Origin of the sequence: Pseudomonas sp. V98_8 (assembly GCF_029967975.1) — a bacterium.
Classification (GTDB): Bacteria; Pseudomonadota; Gammaproteobacteria; order Pseudomonadales; family Pseudomonadaceae; genus Aquipseudomonas; species Aquipseudomonas umsongensis.
The window spans coordinates 172,748-188,910 of record NZ_JASCAE010000004.1 but is presented as its reverse complement, the minus strand read 5'-3'; the positions used below and the strand labels follow the sequence as shown (position 1 = coordinate 188,910).

Annotated in this window: 15 protein-coding genes; 8 read left to right on the top strand and 7 right to left on the bottom strand. The window is 60.7% G+C overall.

Annotation, left to right across the window (positions count from 1 at the left end):
- Window positions 1–77 precede the first annotated feature (77 nt).
- Together QLG10_RS04760 and orn are read right to left on the bottom strand one after the other, a co-directional pair.
- The gene (locus tag QLG10_RS04760) at window positions 78–689 is read right to left on the bottom strand and encodes a trimeric intracellular cation channel family protein (RefSeq protein ID WP_008064122.1); all 612 of its coding nucleotides are present in this window, start codon (window positions 687–689) and stop codon (window positions 78–80) included.
- A gap of 104 nt (window positions 690–793) precedes the next feature.
- The gene (gene orn / locus QLG10_RS04755; protein WP_110754007.1) at window positions 794–1,336 is read right to left on the bottom strand and encodes an oligoribonuclease; all 543 of its coding nucleotides are present in this window, start codon (window positions 1,334–1,336) and stop codon (window positions 794–796) included.
- A gap of 107 nt (window positions 1,337–1,443) precedes the next feature.
- Here orn and rsgA point away from each other — a divergent pair, with 107 nt between their 5' ends.
- From rsgA to QLG10_RS04735, 4 genes are all read left to right on the top strand, one after another.
- Window positions 1,444–2,475 (top strand): small ribosomal subunit biogenesis GTPase RsgA, encoded by a 1,032-nt coding sequence (rsgA, locus tag QLG10_RS04750; protein ID WP_033043516.1) that lies wholly within the window; start codon window positions 1,444–1,446, stop codon window positions 2,473–2,475.
- A 199-nt stretch (window positions 2,476–2,674) separates the two neighbouring features.
- On the top strand, window positions 2,675–2,842 hold the full coding sequence (locus QLG10_RS04745) for a hypothetical protein (RefSeq protein WP_282485811.1): 168 nt from the start codon (window positions 2,675–2,677) through the stop codon (window positions 2,840–2,842).
- A 2-nt stretch (window positions 2,843–2,844) separates the two neighbouring features.
- Entirely contained in the window at window positions 2,845–3,804 is a 960-nt protein-coding gene (locus tag QLG10_RS04740; RefSeq protein WP_282485810.1) for a caspase family protein, read from the top strand.
- On the top strand, window positions 3,804–4,295 hold the full coding sequence (locus tag QLG10_RS04735; RefSeq protein ID WP_033043514.1) for a toll/interleukin-1 receptor domain-containing protein: 492 nt from the start codon (window positions 3,804–3,806) through the stop codon (window positions 4,293–4,295). The genes QLG10_RS04740 and QLG10_RS04735 overlap by 1 nt, the downstream gene beginning before the upstream one ends.
- Before the next feature lie 129 nt (window positions 4,296–4,424).
- Here the strand turns inward: QLG10_RS04735 and motB are convergent, their stop codons facing one another.
- Window positions 4,425–5,441, bottom strand: a complete 1,017-nt coding sequence (gene motB / locus QLG10_RS04730; protein WP_282485806.1) for a flagellar motor protein MotB — start codon at window positions 5,439–5,441, stop codon at window positions 4,425–4,427.
- A 3-nt stretch (window positions 5,442–5,444) separates the two neighbouring features.
- The gene (gene motA, locus QLG10_RS04725) at window positions 5,445–6,296 is read right to left on the bottom strand and encodes a flagellar motor stator protein MotA (RefSeq protein WP_008063575.1); all 852 of its coding nucleotides are present in this window, start codon (window positions 6,294–6,296) and stop codon (window positions 5,445–5,447) included.
- Window positions 6,297–6,462: 166 nt separating this feature from the next.
- Between motA and QLG10_RS04720 the strand changes: the two genes are divergently transcribed.
- Genes QLG10_RS04720 through asd form a run of 3 tightly spaced genes read left to right on the top strand, consistent with a single transcriptional unit; the run spans window position 6,463 to window position 9,738 of the window.
- On the top strand, window positions 6,463–8,001 hold the full coding sequence (locus QLG10_RS04720) for an HDOD domain-containing protein (protein WP_110754014.1): 1,539 nt from the start codon (window positions 6,463–6,465) through the stop codon (window positions 7,999–8,001).
- A 42-nt stretch (window positions 8,002–8,043) separates the two neighbouring features.
- Window positions 8,044–8,859: a rhodanese-like domain-containing protein gene (locus tag QLG10_RS04715; protein WP_110754016.1), complete on the top strand. Its 816-nt coding sequence runs from the start codon at window positions 8,044–8,046 to the stop codon at window positions 8,857–8,859.
- A gap of 18 nt (window positions 8,860–8,877) precedes the next feature.
- The gene (gene asd, locus QLG10_RS04710) at window positions 8,878–9,738 is read left to right on the top strand and encodes an archaetidylserine decarboxylase (RefSeq protein ID WP_020798559.1); all 861 of its coding nucleotides are present in this window, start codon (window positions 8,878–8,880) and stop codon (window positions 9,736–9,738) included.
- A gap of 140 nt (window positions 9,739–9,878) precedes the next feature.
- On the opposite strand, the gene serB is transcribed toward asd, so the two are convergent.
- A complete protein-coding gene (gene serB / locus QLG10_RS04705) occupies window positions 9,879–11,093 on the bottom strand; it encodes a phosphoserine phosphatase SerB (RefSeq protein ID WP_034148725.1) in 1,215 nt (404 codons plus the stop codon).
- A 135-nt stretch (window positions 11,094–11,228) separates the two neighbouring features.
- On the opposite strand from serB, the gene QLG10_RS04700 reads away from it, so the two are divergent.
- Entirely contained in the window at window positions 11,229–12,749 is a 1,521-nt protein-coding gene (locus tag QLG10_RS04700; RefSeq protein ID WP_282485801.1) for an AhpA/YtjB family protein, read from the top strand.
- Window positions 12,750–12,998: 249 nt separating this feature from the next.
- Here the strand turns inward: QLG10_RS04700 and QLG10_RS04695 are convergent, their stop codons facing one another.
- Together QLG10_RS04695 and parC are read right to left on the bottom strand one after the other, a co-directional pair.
- The gene (locus QLG10_RS04695) at window positions 12,999–13,712 is read right to left on the bottom strand and encodes an ABC-type transport auxiliary lipoprotein family protein (RefSeq protein WP_188264595.1); all 714 of its coding nucleotides are present in this window, start codon (window positions 13,710–13,712) and stop codon (window positions 12,999–13,001) included.
- Between the two features lie 176 nt (window positions 13,713–13,888).
- A complete protein-coding gene (parC, locus tag QLG10_RS04690; RefSeq protein ID WP_110754022.1) occupies window positions 13,889–16,156 on the bottom strand; it encodes a DNA topoisomerase IV subunit A in 2,268 nt (755 codons plus the stop codon).
- Window positions 16,157–16,163: the final 7 nt, after the last annotated feature.

The following is a 16,163-nucleotide window of genomic DNA, read 5'->3' as shown; positions in this document are numbered from 1 at the left end:
GGCTGCGATCTTTTGACCTTGATTTTTTAAGGTCAAAAGATCGCAGCCTGCGGCAGCTCCTACAGGGGATCGCAGCGTTACGCTTCGTCGTTGTAGACGAACTTGGGCATTTCCCAATGGAAGCGGATCGCCAGCAGGCGTAGCAGGAAGCCGCCGAACAGCGTGATCAGGATCGCCTGCTCTCCAGGCAAATTCAGGTACAGGCAGAGCATGTAGCACCACGCCGCTGCGAAGGAAACACTGGCGTACAACTCTCGCCGAAAGATCAGCGGAATGTCGTTGCAAAAGATGTCCCGCAGGATGCCACCGAAAACCCCGGTGATCACACCGCTGACCGAGGCAACCAACATGCCATGCCCCATTTCCAGGGCGGTCATGCAGCCAATCAGCGTGAAAGCCACCAGGCCGACGGCGTCCAGCACCAGGAACAACGAGCGCAGATGGCGCATCCAGCGTGCGGTGAACACCGTGATCATCGCTGCAATGGTGGTCAGCACCAGGTATTCCGGGTGTTTGACCCAGGTCAGCGGATAGTGGCCTAGCAGCACATCGCGCACCGAACCACCGCCCAGCGCCGTGACGCACGCGATCAGCACCACGCCGAACCAGTCCATGCCGCGGCGACCGGCAGACAGCGCACCGGTCATGGCTTCGGCGGTGATGGCGATCAGGTAAAGCATCAGCAACATGGTGGCAGTCCTTGCGAAAAGGCGCGCAGTCTACGCACTTCGCCCGAGCACCAAAAGAGGGCGGTACACACATCACAAACCTGTGGCGTTACCCCTCAACCTGATCAAACCTTGATGAAATGCTGGCGGTAATGCTGCAGCTCAGCGATTGACTCGCGGATATCGTCCAGCGCCAGGTGGGTGCTACCCTTTTTGAAGCTGTCACGCACGTCCGGCGCCCAGCGAGCGGCAAGCTCCTTGAGGGTCGAAACGTCGAGGTTGCGGTAGTGGAAATAGCTTTCCAGGGATTTCATGTGCGTATAGAGGAAGCGCCGATCCTGGCAGATGCTGTTGCCACAGATTGGCGACTTGCCCTTGGGCACCCACTTCTCCAGGAAGGCGATGGTTTGCGCCTCAGCTTCAGCCATGCTGATGCGGCTGTCGCGAACGCGCTGGGTCAGGCCCGAGCCGCCATGTTGACGGGTGTTCCACTCGTCCATGCCGGCGAGAACTTCGTCACTGTGGTGGATCGCGATCACCGGACCCTCGGCCAAAGTGTTCAGGTCGCTGTCAGTGACGATGGTGGCCATTTCGATGATGACATCGGTATCCGGGTTCAGACCGGTCATCTCCAGGTCGATCCAGATCAGGTTCTGCGGGTTTTGCATGTGTCGGCTCCTAGGCAATGCTGCGCAGTTTAGCCTAGGCCGGTGGCCGGGCGTGCTAAACTCGCGGCCGTTTTACCTAATCGCTGCATTATTACTACGGAACACCCATGGCCAAACGCCAACTCAATCGTCGTCAAAACTGGCGCATCGAAAAGATTCAGGGCGAACGCGCTGCCCGCGCCGCCAAACGCGAGTCCTCGGCTGTCGAGGCACTTGAGGGCGGCGATCTAGGCCCGGAACAGCACGGCCTGGTGATCGCTCACTTCGGGGTGCAGGTCGAAGTTGAAGCCCGCGATGGCGCGCTGGCCGGCCAGGTGTTCCGTTGCCACTTGCGCGCGAACCTGCCCGCACTGGTGACCGGCGACCAGGTGGTCTGGCGTGCCGGCAACCAGGGCATCGGCGTCATCGTCGCGCAATTGCCACGCAACACCGAACTTTGCCGCCCGGACAGCCGTGGCCAGCTCAAACCTGTTGCAGCGAACGTCGACATGATCGTCATCGTGTTCGCGCCGCTGCCTGAGCCCCATGCCAACCTGATCGACCGCTACCTCGTAGCCGCCGAACACGCTGGCATCAAGCCGCTGCTGCTGCTGAACAAGTTCGACCTGATCGACGAGCACAACGCCCCGGCGCTGAATGCCCTGCTCGCGGTCTACCGCACCCTGGGTTACCCGGTACTGGAAGTGTCGGCTCACCACGGCGACGGCATGGAACAGCTGCAGAAGCAATTGGACGGGCGCATCAGCGTGTTCGTCGGCCAGTCCGGCGTCGGTAAGTCGTCGCTGGTCAACAGCCTGCTGCCGGAAGTCGAAACCCGCGTCGGCCCGTTGTCCGAGTTGTCCGGCCAGGGCACCCACACTACAACGACCGCGCGCCTGTTCCACTTCCCCGGTGGCGGCGAGTTGATCGACTCCCCCGGCATCCGTGAATTCGGCCTGGGCCACGTCAGCCGTGCCGACGTCGAAGCCGGCTTCATCGAGTTCAACGACTTGCTCGGCACCTGCCGTTTCCGCGACTGCAAGCACGACCGCGAACCCGGTTGCGCGCTGCTCAAGGCCCTGGAAGACGGCCGCGTGCAACAGCAACGGATGAACAGCTACCGCTCGATCATCGCTAGCCTGCCGGAAAACGGCTACTAAACAGACGAGCCGACCACCCTGCTTCAGCGGGGTGGTTGGAGTCTGCGTTTCCCCCTCCATTTAAACATCAGACTTTTCTGTAAGGCCTACGCACGCTTGCTTGTAGGACATTTCTCTTTTTGCGCCGGTCCCTTGTGGCCGCCCGACAATCGCCTAGGTTCAAACCCTCTTCGCACTCCTGCGACACTGAGGGATACCCATGCAGACCTACCATTTGTTCATCCGTCATTCGGGCAAGATGATCATTGCGCTCAAGCCATTGGCTATCGAGCGCATTGACACGCGGGTACGAGACGCGGCACAGGCCGAATGTGTGTGGAACACCGATAGCATCGTCACCGCTATTCGCCAGCACACGGCGGTGTAACCATGCGCAAAGGACTGTTTATCGGCATCAACGACTACACCCATGTGTCGAGCCTGAAGGGCTGCAGCAATGACGCCATGGCCATGGCCTCGGTGCTGAAGACCGATGCCAACGGCGATCCGAACTTCAAGAACATCGTGTTGACCTCCGCCGAGGACTACCTGGGCCGGGAAAAACTCGAAGACCAGATCCGCGAGCTGTTTTCCGGGGACTGCAATGTCGCCCTGCTGTATTTCGCCGGCCACGGCAGCTTCGACCTCGACACCGACGAGGGCATGCTGATCCCGCAGGATTACAGGAGCGCCAAGGACGGGATTCGCCTCAGCGACATTCTGAACTGGGCCAGCAAGGCCACGAAGATCAAGAACAAAGTGATTATTCTCGACTGTTGCCAGGGCGGCTCGGCCGGCGAGGTACGCGCCTTGCGCAGCGAGGGCAGCGTGGTCGGCGAAGGCATGACCATCCTGACTGCCTGCAAAAAAGAAGAGCCGGCGCTGGAGGGCGCACAGCACGGCGTGTTCACCGGATTGTTGCTCCAGGCCCTGCACGGCGGGGCGGCGAATATCCTGGGCAAGATCACCCCCGGCAGCCTCTATTCGTTTGTCGACAACGCGCTCGATGCCTGGGAGCAGCGCCCGGTGTTCAAGACCAACGTCTCGCAGTTCATCTCCCTGCGCGAAGTATCACCGCTGATTCCCAAGGAAATCCTGCGCAAACTCCCCGAGTGGTTTGCCGAGGCGGAGTCGACTTACCCCCTCGCCCCCAGCTTTGAGCCCACCGAACCCGAGTTCAACCCCGAACAGGGCGAGGTCTTCGCCCAGCTGCAAAAGTGCAACCGCCACAGTCTGGTCGAACCGGTGGACGCCGAACACATGTATTACGCGGCCATCCACTCCACCGGCTGCCGCCTCACCGCCCTCGGCGCCTATTACCGCGAACTCGCGATCAAGGGACATTTCTGATGCCAGTGTTTATCAGCTACCGCCACATGGACCGCGCCTACGCGATCAACATCAACACGCGCCTGATCCAGGCCAACATCAAGACCTACCTCGACGTACTGGATGCCGAATCCCAGACCACCGACGACATCACCGGGGTGATCACCCGCAACATCAGCGAATGCACGCACCTGCTGGCGGTGGTGTCGGAGAAAACCGCGTTGTCCTGGTGGGTGCCCTTCGAAATCGGCGAGGCGACCATCACCAATCGGCGTATCTGCTCGTTCAAGACCGGCCCGACAGAGCTGCCGCTGTACCTGGACAAATGGCCGAAGCTGAGCAGCGAAAGGGATATCGAGTTCTTTATTGATGCTTACCGCAACGAGTTGACGGTCAAGCGCTCGATGTCATTGGAATCGGTGACGGGCAGCGAGTCGGTGCGTAGCGCCAACAGGACTAACGCCGATCGATTCCACACTGACTTGAAGTCCAGAATCATTCGCGGTTTCTGATTTTCTCACCCCCCCCCTGTAGGAGCCGGCTTGCTGGCGATAGACTCAAATGCGCCGAGTGCATCCAGGCAGCACGCGTTATCGTTAACGACCATCGCCAGCAAGCCGGCTCCTACGGCCAGTGTCAGGTCACTGCTTGGCCGGCTCACCCGGCTTCGGCGCCGGGTCATCGAACAGGTTCAAGCGCTCACGCAGTTCGTGGGCCGGCAGCGGCTCCTTGTCTGCCGGCAATGCGTTCGGATCGACCGGTACAGCCGGAGCGGCAGAACCTTGCGGCGCGTCCTGAGCAGGCTCGGCACCTTGCGAACCTTCGATGGCACGCTGTGCCTTCTTGGTCAGCACAACAATGTCGATTCGACGGTTCACCGGATTGAACGGATGCTCGCGATCGAAGAGGGCTGACGAGGCGTAACCGACCACGCGCGCTATCTGCGACTCGGGATAACTGCCCGCCACCAGGGCCCGGCGCGCCGCGTTGGCACGGTTGGCCGAAAGCTCCCAGTTACCGAATTCACCGCTGCCGCTGTACGGCTTGGCGTCGGTATGGCCGCTGATGCTGATCTTGTTCGGCACGGCCTTGATGGTATCGGCCATGGCCAGCAGGATGTCTTCGAAATAGGGTTTCAGGCGGGCTGAGCCTGAGTCGAACATCGGCCGGTTCTCGGCGTCCACGATCTGGATACGCAAACCGTCCGGGGTGATCTCGAACAGGATCTGGTCTTTGAATTTCTGCAGTTGCGGGTTCTCTTCGACCTTGTTCTGCAGCTCTTGCAGCAGCAGTTCCAGACGCTCCTTCTCCACCATCTCGGCCATGCCTTCGACCTGTTCAACGTCGACCGTCACCTTGTCCGGCTGCGGCTGGGTCTTCACCTCGGGGTTGAGGGTATTCTCCGGCGCCATGGTCGGCGTGCCGCCCAGATCGATGATGTAGGGCGTGCCACTTTCGGAAAAGCCAATCGGGTCCTTGAAGTAACCGGCAATGGCGATCTTCTGTTCCGGGGTGGCGGTGGACAACAGCCACAACACCAGGAAGAACGCCATCATCGCTGTGGCAAAGTCGGCGAAGGCGATTTTCCAGGCGCCCCCGTGATGCCCGCCGGCGATGCGCTTGACGCGCTTGATGATTATTGGCTGATTGTTCTCCATGGCTTAACGACCGCGAACCGCTTGTTCCAGCTCGGCGAAGCTTGGACGGTGCGCCGGATACAGAACCTTGCGCCCGAACTCCACGGCCAGCGACGGCGGCATGCCGGAAGCGGAAGCCACCAGCGAGGCCTTGATAGCTTCGTAGACGTTCAGTTCTTCCTTGGCATCGTGGGCCAGGGAATGCGCCAGCGGGCCGAAGAAACCGTAGGCCGCGAGAATACCGAAGAAGGTACCGACCAGTGCCGCACCAACGTGCAGGCCGATGGATTTCTGGTCGCCCTCACCCAGCGAGGCCATGGTCACCACAATACCCAGGACCGCCGCGACGATACCGAAACCGGGCATGGCGTCGGCAATACCGTTCACCGCATGGGAAGGGTGCTCCAGGTCCTCCTTGAGGCTGTAGAGCTCCATGTCGAACAGGCCCTCCAGCTCGTGGGGCGCCATGTTGCCGGAAGACATGATGCGCAGGTAATCACAGATGAAGGCGGTCATGCGCTCATCCTTGAGGACCGTCGGGTACTTGGCGAAGATCGGGCTCGCCGCGGCATCTTCGATGTCCGCTTCGATGGCCATCATGCCTTCGCGACGGCTCTTGTTGAGAATCTCGTAGATCAGGCCCAGCACTTCAAGATAGAAGGCATGGCTGAAACGCGAACCGAACATGCTCAGGGATTTCTTGAGCACGTGCATGGTCATGTAACCGGGGTTGGCCTGCAGGAATGCACCGAGGGCCGCACCACCGATGATCATGACCTCGAAAGGCTGGATCAGGGCGGCAATCTTGCCATGGGAGAGCACGTATCCGCCGAGCACGCTCGCGAATACGACGATGATGCCGATAATTTTAGCCATAGGTAGGAGAGCACTTACTGAGTCGGGTTCAAGGTCATATTCGGAAGTTAAAAAATCTCTTCTTCTACTTATCGGCAAAACTGCGCCAGACTATAGCCAGTTCAGGCGAAAAGCTAATTTGACCCCCTCCGGGCACAGGTATTGTTGACGATGATCGCCTCCAGACATGGCTAAAAATACGAACGCCCCAACGCCAACCCCGACCACGCTCGAAGGCTGGGTCAAACTTCTCGACGGTGTGCGCCTGCCAGTTCCGCAGGACAGTCACGACCGTGTCTGCCGGGCCTTGCGCGACAGTCGCAGCTCTGTGCGCAAGATCGCCGACTTGATGCAGGACAGTCCGGCCCTGGCCCTGAGCGTGATTCGCGAGGCCAACCGACACAGCCATGGCGGCATGACCGAGCCTGCGGAAAACCTTGAGGTTGCCATCAATCGCCTCGGCTTGAAACGCACCGAGGAGCTGCTTGCGCGACTGCCCGCCATGCCCCAGGGCGAGATTCCCAAAGCCCTGCGCCAGTTGCAATTGATCAGCCAGCACGCCTGCCAACAGGCCAACGGTTTTTTTGCCAGCCGCCTGGCGCGCCTGTGGCAGGACATCCATTGGGGCAGCCTGCTGTTTCTGTCACCACTGTGGCCAATGGCGCTGACGCATCCGCACTTGCTCGAAGACTGGGAGCTGCGGGTCATTCATAAAGGCGAATCGGCGCGCACCGTCGAAAAGCAACTGTTTGGCGCTCGCCTGCTGGAGATCGGCCTGGCCCTGGTGAACCTGTGGCACCTGCCGATCTGGGTTCAACAGGGGTATCGACTGTTGCTGACTGAGCAACGGGAGCTGGTCAAAGTTCTGCGCATTGCCCGTGACAGCGAGCACCCGCTACGCCAGCAGAACCGTCTGGATGACGACCCGACCCTGCGCCGATGGCTCAATCAACCGGCCAACACGGTACTTTTAGCCAACGGGCTGGCGCTCTCGGCGCACCATGCCTGGGACAGTCCGCACAGTGAGCGCTGGCAGTACCTGACCAGCCTCTACTTGCAAATACCGATGAGCGAGGTGCAACAACAACTGCACCAGCAAGCCGCCAACAGCGCGCGTTATCACGCCATGCCCGACCTCTGGCATCCCGCTGTCGCGCTGATCTGGCCATGGGGCACGAGCCCTGTGCATGCCAGTTTGCAGCCAGCCCCGGCACCCACCGCCGAAGACCTGGCGAAGTGGCGCAAACAATGCGCTGAGTTGCTGGTCGAGCCAAGTCGCTTCACCAACGCCATCCACCTGACCACCTCTGCCCGCGACGCACTGGTTGCCTGCGGCATGCGCAGGGTGATGATCCTGATGGCCGACCGTACCCATACCCAGCTGCGTGTGCACCAGACGGCCGGGCTGCCTGACGAAGCCGCTGGCCTGAACTTTGTCGTCAATCAAAGCGCCGTGCTGCAACGCTTGCTCGCGCAACAGGCTCAGGTTCGCCTCACGCCGCTCAACAACGCGCAGTTTTGCGCGTTACTGCCCAACAGCCTGCGCAGCCAGTTCAGCGGCGAACACCTGTTGCTGCGATCGCTGCTCAACAATGGCCGGGTAATCATGATCGTCGTGGCAGACCAGGGTGGCGGGCCATTCTCGGACATCACCCTGCAAGCCTTCGGCAAAACCGCACAATGCATTGAAAAAGCGCTGCACAGCTTTAGCCAGCGCGGCAAATAAGGCTGCGCTACAATCCCCCCTTTTGTGCTCTGGAGACCTCACATGTCTGACTTCTCTGGCTTGCCGCTGGTGATCGAGCCGAGCGACTTGCTCCCTCGCCTCGACGCCCGCGAACTGATCCTGGTGGACTTGACCAGTCCTGCCCGCTACGCCGAAGGGCACATTCCCGGCGCGCGCTTTGTCGATCCTAAGCGCACGCAACTGGGGCAGGCGCCCGCCCCGGGACTGATGCCACCGCAGGCAGCACTCGAAACGTTGTTTGGAGAGCTGGGGCACAACCCCGATGCCGTCTATGTCGTTTATGACGACGAAGGCGGCGGCTGGGCCGGTCGCTTTATCTGGCTCCTGGACGTCATTGGCCACAGCAAGTATCACTATGTCGACGGCGGCCTGACGGCCTGGCTGGCAGAAGGCATGCCCATGTCAATCCAGATCCCGCCACCCGCTGGCGGCCCGGTTGCGCTAACCCTGCGCGATGAGCCCACGGCAACCCGCGAATACCTGCAAAGCCGTCTCGGCGCTGCCGACCTGGCGATCTGGGATGCGCGCGGGCCGCTGGAATATTCCGGCGAGAAAGTCCTGGCGGCCAAGGGCGGACACATCCCAGGCGCCGTGAATTTCGAATGGACCGCGGGCATGGACAAGGCGCGTAACCTGCGCATCCGTACCGACATGCCACAGATCCTCGAACAGCTCGGCATTACCCCTGACAAAGAAGTGATTACCCACTGCCAGACTCACCATCGGTCTGGCTTCACCTATCTGGTGGCCAAGGCTCTCGGTTATCCGCGGGTCAAGGGCTACGCCGGCTCCTGGGGCGAATGGGGTAACCATCCCGACACGCCCGTAGAGATTTAAGGTTTTTAAGGACAGTTAATGAACAAGCGTCTGTTTATCGTCAGCCAATACCTGCTGCCCCACAACCTGCTCTCGCGACTGGCCGGCTGCATCGCCGAATGCCGCGTGCGCTGGTTCAAGAATGCGTTCACCGCGTGGTTCGCCAAGCGCTACCAGGTGAACATGTCCGAGGCACTGGTCGAAGACCTGACCGCCTACGAGCACTTCAACGCTTTCTTCACCCGTGCCTTGAAAGACGGCGCGCGCCCACTGGACGAGACACCGGGCGCGATCCTCAGCCCGGCGGACGGCGCCGTCAGCCAGCTCGGCCCGATTGAGCACGGCCGTGTCTTCCAGGCCAAGGGCCACAGCTTCAGCGTGCTGGAACTCTTGGGTGGCGATGCGGCGAATGCTGCGCCGTTCATGGGCGGTGATTTCGCGACTATTTATCTGTCGCCCAAGGATTACCACCGTGTGCACATGCCACTGGCCGGCACCCTGCGCGAGATGGTCTACATCCCGGGCCGCCTGTTCTCGGTCAACCAGACCACCGCTGAAAACGTTCCTGAATTGTTTGCCCGCAACGAGCGCGTGGCGTGCATTTTCGACACCGAGCGTGGGCCAATGGCCGTGGTGCTGGTGGGTGCGATGATCGTGGCATCGATCGAAACCGTGTGGGCCGGGCTGGTTACGCCACCGAAACGCGAGCTGAAAACCTTCCGCTACGACGAAGCCGCACGCGCGCCGATCCACCTGGAAAAAGGTGCGGAGCTGGGTCGTTTCAAACTGGGTTCGACCGCTGTCGTGCTGTTCGGGCCGGATCAGGTGAAATGGGCTGAAGAACTGGTAGCGGGTTCGCCGGTGCGGATGGGTCAGGGCATGGGCTTACCGAAAGCCTGACCTGTACAAGACTCCAAATGTGGGAGCGGGCTTGCTCGCGAATGCCATCTGTCAATCGGCATATTTGCTGACTGACACACCGCTTTCGCGAGCAAGCCCGCTCCCACAGTAACCCGGCTTCCACACCGGGTTTTGCGGTGTTACAGCTGGCCGTCGCGGTCGCGGAAGCCCAGCAGGTACAGCACGCCATCCAGCCCCAGGGTGGAAATCGCCTGCTTGGCCGACTGCTTGACCAACGGTTTGGCGCGGAACGCAACGCCCAACCCGGCAATCGCCAGCATCGGCAAGTCATTGGCACCGTCGCCGACCGCAATGGTCTGCTCCAGGCGCAAGCCTTCCTTATGTGCCAGCTCCTTGAGCAGATCGGCCTTGCGTTGTGCATCGACAATCGGCTCGATCGCCACGCCAGTCACCTTGCCGTCGACCACTTCCAGCTCGTTGGCAAACACGTAGTCGATGCCCAGCTTGGCCTGCAATTGCTTGGCGAAATAGGTGAAGCCGCCCGACAGAATGGCGGTCTTGTAACCCAGGCGCTTGAGCTCGGCGAACAGGGTTTCAGCGCCTTCGGTCAGGCGCAGCGAGGCGCCGATCGAGTCCAGCACGCCCACATCCAGTCCTTTGAGCAACGCCAGGCGCTCTTTGAAGCTGGCGCGGAAGTCCAGCTCACCGGCCATCGCCCGCTCGGTAATTTCCGAAACCTTGTCGCCCACACCGGCCGCCTTGGCCAGCTCATCGATGACTTCGGCCTCGATCAGGGTCGAGTCCATGTCGAATACCGCCAGACGGCGGTTACGACGGAACAGCGAGTCTTCCTGGAAGGCGATGTCGACGTTCAATTCCTGGGCGACACTGAGGAATTCGGCCCGCAGTGCCTGCGGATCAGCTGCTTCACCGCGAACGGAGAATTCGATGCAACCCTTGCCTTTATCCGCCGGGGTATCCAAAGGCATGCGCCCGGACAGGCGATCGATGTGGTCGATGTTCAAGCCATACTTGGCGGTGATCGAGCTTACGGCTTGCAATTGCCCGGCGGTGACCTTGCGCGTCAGCAGGGTCACGATATGGCGTTTTTTGCCCTGGTTGCCGACCCACTGCTGATAATCCTCTTCGGACACCGGCGTGAAACGTACCTGTTGATCCAGCTCATAGCCCTTGAACAGGATGTCCTTGAGCACCGACTTGCCTTGTTCGGTATCAGGAATTTCAACCAGGATGCCGAACGACAGGGTGTCGTGGATCACCGCCTGACCGATGTCGAGAATGTTCACACCACCCTGGGCCAGAACGCCGGTAATGGCCGCAGTCAGACCCGGACGGTCGACTCCCGTGATGTTTATCAGGACGATTTCGCGCAAGGCGCACCCCCGCAAGTGGAAAAAAACCGCATTCTACCCACATTCAGTGACCATCGGGCACCGTGAGCGCTTTGACGGCCTAGGGCCTGTCGCTATACTGCGCGTCAACTTCACGGACAAAAGAGCCGAGCTCAAGTGAACCGGCCCACGCCAGTAAAAACCGATAACTTCTTTCTGCTGATCTTCCGTGCACTGCGCCACCGCCGTGTACCGATTGCATTGCGCATTGCCAGCCATAACGTGATCCTGGTCGCTCTGGCCCTGGTGATCTATGCCTGCGTGATGGGTTTGCAGTTCAAGCAGGCCATGCACGAGCAGGCGGATGCGTTGGGTGAAAGCCTCACCATGCAGACGGCCACTTCCGCCACCGAGCTGTTGGTGTCCAACGACATCCTCAGCCTCAATGTCCTGCTCAACAACCTGACCAAGAACAAGCTGGTGGCCCACGCCGCCATCTACAGCATGGATAACCGCATCCTTGCCGAGGCCGGCCAGCGTCCCAAGCATGGCCTGCTGGGCGAGGCCGAAGGCATCTATCAGAGCAAGATCACTTTCCAGGACGTGACCGCCGGTCAGCTGCGCATCAGCCTGGACATGGATCAGTTCCAGCAGCCGATGACCATCAGCCTGCAAAGCATGGGGATTTTGAGCGCGATCCTGCTGGCCCTGTCCCTGGCATTGAGCCTGCGCATGGGGCGATATCTCTCTACGCCGCTGCTGCAATTGCGGGTGTGGTTGCGCAACATCGACGAATACACCCCGGCCACCGAGCGTAATGACGAGATCGGCGACCTGGCGCGCCAGCTGCATGCCGAGTTCGCACCGGAGCCGACTGAACCGGAGCCCGTGCCGGAACCTGAATTCGACGATACCGAGGACGACGATGCCGAACCGGGCTTCGAAGTGCGTAACCTGCGCGATCCGAGCTTCGATGAAAGCCGCCCTATGGCCGCGATGAAGGCCGCGCCACGACGTGTCGTCAGCACCGTTGAAGATGATGACGACGATGCGTTCGCCGATCTGCTCGATGATGCGCCAGTGAGCACCGCCAAACCGGTGGGCAAGCCCGTGGCCTCCAGCGTGCCGCAGCACAGCGCCGTTCTGGCCGTACAGTTGGGCTCACAGGAACAACTGCGACGCCTGCCCCGGACACGCTTGGAAGAGCTGCTCAAACGCTATCGCGACTGCCTCGACCAGGCTGCTTCGCTCTACCAGAGTGAAGTGCATACCCTGAACGATGGCAGCACGCTGATGCTGTTCCACAACGAAGACAGCGGCGACGATTACCTGACCAACGCCATCTGCTGCGGCGAGCTGCTGCGGGCGCTTGGCCATCAACTGCAGATCGAAGTCGCCGACAGCGGCATCACCTTGCAATTGCAGCTTGGCTTGACCCTGGGCGACGAACTGTTTGGCCTGAGCCAGATCGACCTGTTGCTGACCGACGCCGCGCAGGATGCCCTGGCCCTGTCGCAGCACAGCCGCAACCTGCTGCTGGTGGAACGCAAGATCAATGACGACGCCCTGATCCGCCAGCGCGCACGGATTCGCCCGATTGCCAGCCCTGAAGGCGCCTGCTGCGTAGAGAGGTTGATGGAGCCTTATCCGTCGATGCTGGAGCGACAGCTGGCGCGGATGCACGAACGCCGGGCGTAGCCTTAGCCCCGCTGTAAAGAAGCCCGCAGACGAGTGATCGTCTGCGGGCTTTTTTGTTGCCTGTACCGACGCCTTCGCGGGCAAGCCCGCTCCCACAGGTTCTCTGTTGAGCACAGATTTTGTGTACGACATCAATCACTGTGGGAGCGGGCTTGCCCGCGAAGAGGCCGGGACAGCCGCTAGAGATCGCCAGCCTGCAGAAACAACAAAGCCCGCACGAGGCGGGCTTTGTGTTGTATCGGTCCGAACCTAGAAGCGAAACACTTCCATATCCGTACGGATCGGTGCAGCCATCGGGATCTTCGGCTGTTTTTCCTGCTCCGCCGCCGGCGCTGCGGGCTTGGCTGCCGGTTTGCGAGGTGCTTCGGCAATCGGTGGCTGGTTAGCCAGCGGCTTGAGCGCGACCGACAGCTGTTCAGCGAGCTTCTGCAACAACACACCCTGAGCCTGAACCTGGGACGCGGTGCTGCCTGCGTGCTGTTCCTGCAGGTGAATGATGCGGTTGTCGCGCACCTGACCACGACGGTCGATTAAACGCCATTGCGCATCGAGGATCGCTGGCTGCGACGCTCCCGAATCCAGGCGCGTGATGGTCAGCAGCACCTGGACATCCGGGGTAAACCCTGTTGTCGCCGGCGCCAACACTACGCGCTGGCTGTCCAGGTGACCGGCCACCTGACGCAGCAGCAGTTGATCGATGTCGGAAGACAGGCTGCCAGCCCAGCGGCCATCGGTCGAGGCTTGCAGGCTGCCATCGGGCTGACGCTGCAGCAGGGTTTCGCGCTGCAGGTAGTCCGCCACGGTTACCGGGCCCAACAAAACCGCCATGCCCGCGCTTTTCGCAGGCGGAACCGGACTTCCACTGTCCAGTTGGTACAGCGACACCGGCTGGTGAACGCTGCAACCCGCCAGGCCAAGTACGCCGGCGAGCATCAAAATAAAAGGAAGGCGCAGAGCAGTCATCGTCCCATCCAGGTGATTGCCACAAGGCTAATCACAGTGAAAATACTCAATAAATATGAAGAACGCTCGGCCACGCCGGCGCTTGAAAGGCCATATCATCCGTGAATATGCGTTCCGACTCCAGCGCCAAAGCGCCGATCTACGCGTTAAATCGAAGATCAGGCGCTCTAGGACGCTTAATTGAGGTTTTCGACGAGTAGCGCATCTACCCTCTGGAAGCCACGTGGCAATTTGTTACCACGGCGGCCACGTTCACCTTTGTAGTGTTCAAGGTCGTCCGCTTTCAGTGACAATGTACGTTTACCTGCCTGGAGCACCAACGTAGCGCCATCCGGCACAACGGCGATGTCCGTGACATATTCTTCGCGGCTGGCTACGCGCTCACCGGAAATCCCGATGATCTTGTTGCCTTTGCCCTTACCTAATTGTGGCAGATCGCTGATCTTGAAGATCAGCAAGCGACCTTCGGTGGTCACCGACGCCAGCCAGTTGTGCTCACGATCGGCCACCGGCCGCGGCAGGATCACCTTGGCGTTGTTTGGAAGGCTCAGCAATGCCTTGCCCGCCTTGTTCTTGGCCTGCAGGTCTTCACCTTTTACGACGAAACCGTACCCGGCGTCCGAGGCAATGACGTACAGCGCATCATCTTCGGGCATCAGCACGCATTCAAAGTTCGCCCCTGGCGGCGGCGTCAGACGGCCGGTCAGCGGTTCGCCCTGGCCACGGGCCGATGGCAGCGTGTGTGCGGCCACCGAGTAGCTGCGACCGGTGGAGTCGATAAACACCGCGAACTGGTTGGAACGCCCCGCCGCCAAGGCCTTGAAACCATCCCCAGCCTTGTAGGAAAGCCCGGTAGCGTCGATGTCATGCCCCTTGGCGGAGCGAACCCAGCCTTTTTCCGAGAGCACGACGGTGACTTTTTCGTTCGGCAGCAGATCGTGCTCGGTCAGCGCCTTGGCTTCAGCACGCTCGACGATTGGCGAGCGACGGTCGTCGCCATAGGTCTCGGCGTCCTTGATCAGCTCGGTGCGTACCAGTTTTTTCAACTTGGCTTCGCTACTCAGCAGCGCTTGCAGCTTGGCTTGTTCCTTGAGCAGTTCATCCTGCTCGGCCCGCAACTTCATCTCTTCCAGTCGCGCCAACTGACGCAGGCGGGTGTCGAGGATGTAATCAGCCTGGATTTCGCTCAAGGCGAAACGCTCGATAAGCTTGGCCCGCGGATGCTCCTCGGTGCGGATGATATGGATCACTTCATCCAGGTTGAGGTAGGCGATCAACAAACCGTCCAACAGGTGCAAGCGACGCTCGACCTTGTCCAGGCGGAACTGCAGGCGACGACGCACGGTCTGGACCCGGAACGCCAACCACTCGACCAGCAGCGCCCGCAGGTTTTTCAACTGCGGCTTGCCGTCCAGCCCGATGATGTTGATGTTGACCCGGTAGCTAGACTCCAGCTCGGTGCTGGCGAACAGGTGCTGCATCAAGGCATCGTGGTCGAAATTTTTCCGGGCGCCCGGAATGATCACGATGCGGCACGGGTTCTCGTGGTCCGACTCGTCGCGCAAATCGGCGATTTGCGGGGCTTTCGATGGTTTTGCCTGCATCATCGCCGCGATCTGTTCCAGCACCTTGGCACCCGAAACCTGATGCGGCAGCGCAGTGACGATGATGTCGCCGTCTTCGATGTGATAAACGGCGCGCATACGCACCGAACCACGACCTGTTTCATAGATTTTCAGCAGGTCGGCGCGCGGCGTGATGATTTCTGCTTCAGTCGGATAATCCGGACCCTGGATGTGCTCGCAGAGCTGTTCGACCGTGGCCTTGGGTTCATCAAGCAAACGCACGCAGGCGCTGGCGACTTCGCGCAGGTTGTGCGGCGGCACGTCGGTGGCCATGCCCACGGCAATACCGGTGGTGCCGTTCAGCAGGATGTTCGGCAAACGCGCCGGCAACACCAGTGGCTCGTCGAGTGTGCCGTCAAAGTTCGGCCCCCAGTCCGCGGTGCCCTGGCCCAGCTCGCTGAGCAGCACTTCGGAATAGCGCGACAGCCGCGCTTCGGTGTATCGCATGGCGGCGAAGGACTTGGGATCGTCTGGCGCACCCCAGTTACCCTGGCCATCCACCAGCGTGTAGCGGTAGCTGAATGGCTGGGCCATCAGGACCATGGCTTCGTAGCAGGCCGAGTCGCCATGGGGGTGGAACTTGCCGAGCACGTCACCGACGGTACGCGCCGATTTCTTGTGCTTTGAATCGGCGTCCAGCCCCAGCTCACTCATGGCGTAGACGATACGCCGCTGTACCGGTTTCAGGCCGTCGCCGATATGCGGCAAGGCACGGTCCATGATCACGTACATGGAGTAGTTGAGGTAGGCATTTTCGGTGAAGTCAGCCAGTGATCGGCGTTCTACACCGTCCAGGCTGAGATCAAGGGAGTCGCTCATGCGGGCC